Genomic DNA, 2,359 nt, shown 5'->3' with positions numbered 1-2,359 from the left:
GCCAGCATGTCTACCTCATTCCCCACAGCTATTAATATGGGAATGACTTGGGATAAGGATTTGGTACATCAGGAGGGACAAATAGAAGGCATGGAGGCTAAGGCATTGGGATATACGAATGTATATGCGCCTGTATTAGGCGTTGTGCGTGACCAACGTTGGGGACGAATAGAGGAAGTGTATGGAGAATCACCGTATCTGGTGGCTCAAATGGGTATTCAAATGGCCGGTGGTATGCAAGAAGAAGGCATCGCATCCACTGCTAAACACTTCGCTGTTTATAGTGATAACAACGGCGCACGCGAGGGATTAGCTCGTACCGATCCTCAGATTCCTGAAAGAGAAATGCGCGATTTATTACTATATCCGTGGGAACACGTTTTGGCAAAAGTTCCACTAAAAGGTGTAATGAGTTCTTACAACGATTACGATGGCATACCTATCAGTGGAAGTCATTATTGGTTAACAGACATATTACGTAATAAATTTGGCTTCAAAGGTTATGTGGTCAGCGATAGTGACGCATTGGAATATCTATTCACAAAACATCACGTAGCCGGTTCTTTTAAAGATGCTGTATACCAAGCATTAATGGCAGGTATGAATGTGCGCACCACTTTTGTGCCACCCAACAATATGATATTAGCTGCAAGAGAATTAGTGAAAGAAAATAAATTACCAATAAGTATATTGGATAGTCGCGTGTCGGATGTTTTACGTGTGAAATTTGAACTGGGGATGTTCGACCATCCATATGTAACGGATGTAAAACATAGTGAAGCGATTGTGCATAGCGATGCGCACCAAGCAGTCTCATTACGTGCTTCTAGAGAAAGTTTAGTCTTATTAAAAAACAATGATAACATTTTGCCTTTTGCAAAAACAATCAATAAAGTGGCGGTCATTGGACCCAATGCTACTGACGACGACTATGCACACACACATTACGGTCCGTCTCTCACGCCAAGTATAAATATCCTACAAGGCATTGAAAACAAATTGGGAAAAGATAAAGTATTGTATGCACAAGGCTGTAGTCTTGTAGACAAAAGCTGGCCAGAAAGTGAAATATTACCGCAACCTTTAACTGCAAATGAACAAGCTAAAATTGACTCGGCTGTCGCAATTGCTAAACAAGCAGATATCGCCATTGTTGCGTTAGGAGGAAATACACAAACCGCGGGAGAAAATAAAAGCCGCACAAGCCTTGCTCTGCCCGGTCACCAGCTCGACTTAATCAAAGCAATTTATGCAACTGGCAAACCCATCGTTGTTGTATTGATTGGCAGTCAACCAATGAGTATTAACTGGATTGATAGATACATTAAGGGAATTATTTATGCAGGATATCCAGGAGCAAAAGGTGGAACGGCGATTGCGGATGTATTATTTGGCGATTATAACCCAGGCGGCAAACTAACACTTACCTTTCCTAAATCAGTCGGGCAATTGCCACTTACTTTTCCCTCTAAGCCAGATGCTCAAACAGACAAAGGCGCAGGTGCCAGTATAAAAGGTTTACTATATCCTTTTGGTTTCGGCTTGAGTTATACCAAGTTTAAATACTCCAATTTAATTATATCTCCTAAAAAGCAAAACATCAAAGGCAATATCTCTGTGACAGTAGATGTCACCAACATCGGGAAATTAGCGGGAGACGACATCGTAGAACTTTATACGAGAGATTTAGTAAGTTCGGTTACCACCTTCGAAAAAAATTTAAGAGGGTTTGAAAGAATTCATTTAATGCCTAACGAAACTAAAACCGTACATTTTACAATAGTCCCAGATGATCTAATGCTTTGGAATAGAAAAATGGAACAAGTCGTTGAGCCCGGAGACTTTAAAATAATGATTGGCCATTCGTCAAAAGATATAGAAGCAGAGGGTATTTTCACAATGACGAAGTAGATTATTAGTTTCAAAAAAATGTAAGAACCTATACAAATAATAAGTGCCGCAATTCATTTCTTTATGCGGCACTTATTATTATATAAAAAATATTCTTACTCTGACGCGTTTTTAGATCTCTTCAAAATAGCAAATACTTCAATACCAAAACCTAACAAAATTACGATAGGCGCAATTGTAATTCGGCGTGTGCTATATACGAGGTTCGTATCAAAAACATTCGGATTCGTATTCTCGCCTCCAGACAATAAAAACATACCTAAGGCAATAACGATTACCCCAATAATCATCCAACGAATATTCTGTTTAGTAAAATTTAATCCACCTTTTTGTTGAGTGTTATTTTCCATCTATTTTATTTTAAAGAACAAATATGCAATATTATTTCGAATCCACCATTAATACAAATCATCCAATCGCGACTTTAAGTACTTATTTACACTTCGAT

General features: G+C 38.7%; 2 protein-coding genes. One reads left to right on the top strand and one right to left on the bottom strand.

Going from position 1 to position 2,359, the window contains the following annotated elements; translation table 11 throughout:
• Positions 1-1,911: glycoside hydrolase family 3 C-terminal domain-containing protein (locus ACQR30_RS06980; RefSeq protein WP_429733225.1), on the top strand; the 1,911-nt coding region annotated here is incomplete at its 5' end.
• 95 nt (positions 1,912-2,006) lie between these two features.
• Here ACQR30_RS06980 and ACQR30_RS06975 read toward each other — a convergent pair.
• A complete protein-coding gene (locus tag ACQR30_RS06975) occupies positions 2,007-2,261 on the bottom strand; it encodes a DUF3098 domain-containing protein (RefSeq protein ID WP_429733223.1) in 255 nt (84 codons plus the stop codon).
• Between the last annotated feature and the right edge of the window lie 98 nt (positions 2,262-2,359).

This window comes from Arachidicoccus sp. (assembly GCF_050436765.1).
GTDB lineage: Bacteria > Bacteroidota > Bacteroidia > Chitinophagales > Chitinophagaceae > Arachidicoccus.
Note: the sequence above shows the minus strand (reverse complement) of the source record. Positions and strands in the feature narration are given on the sequence as shown.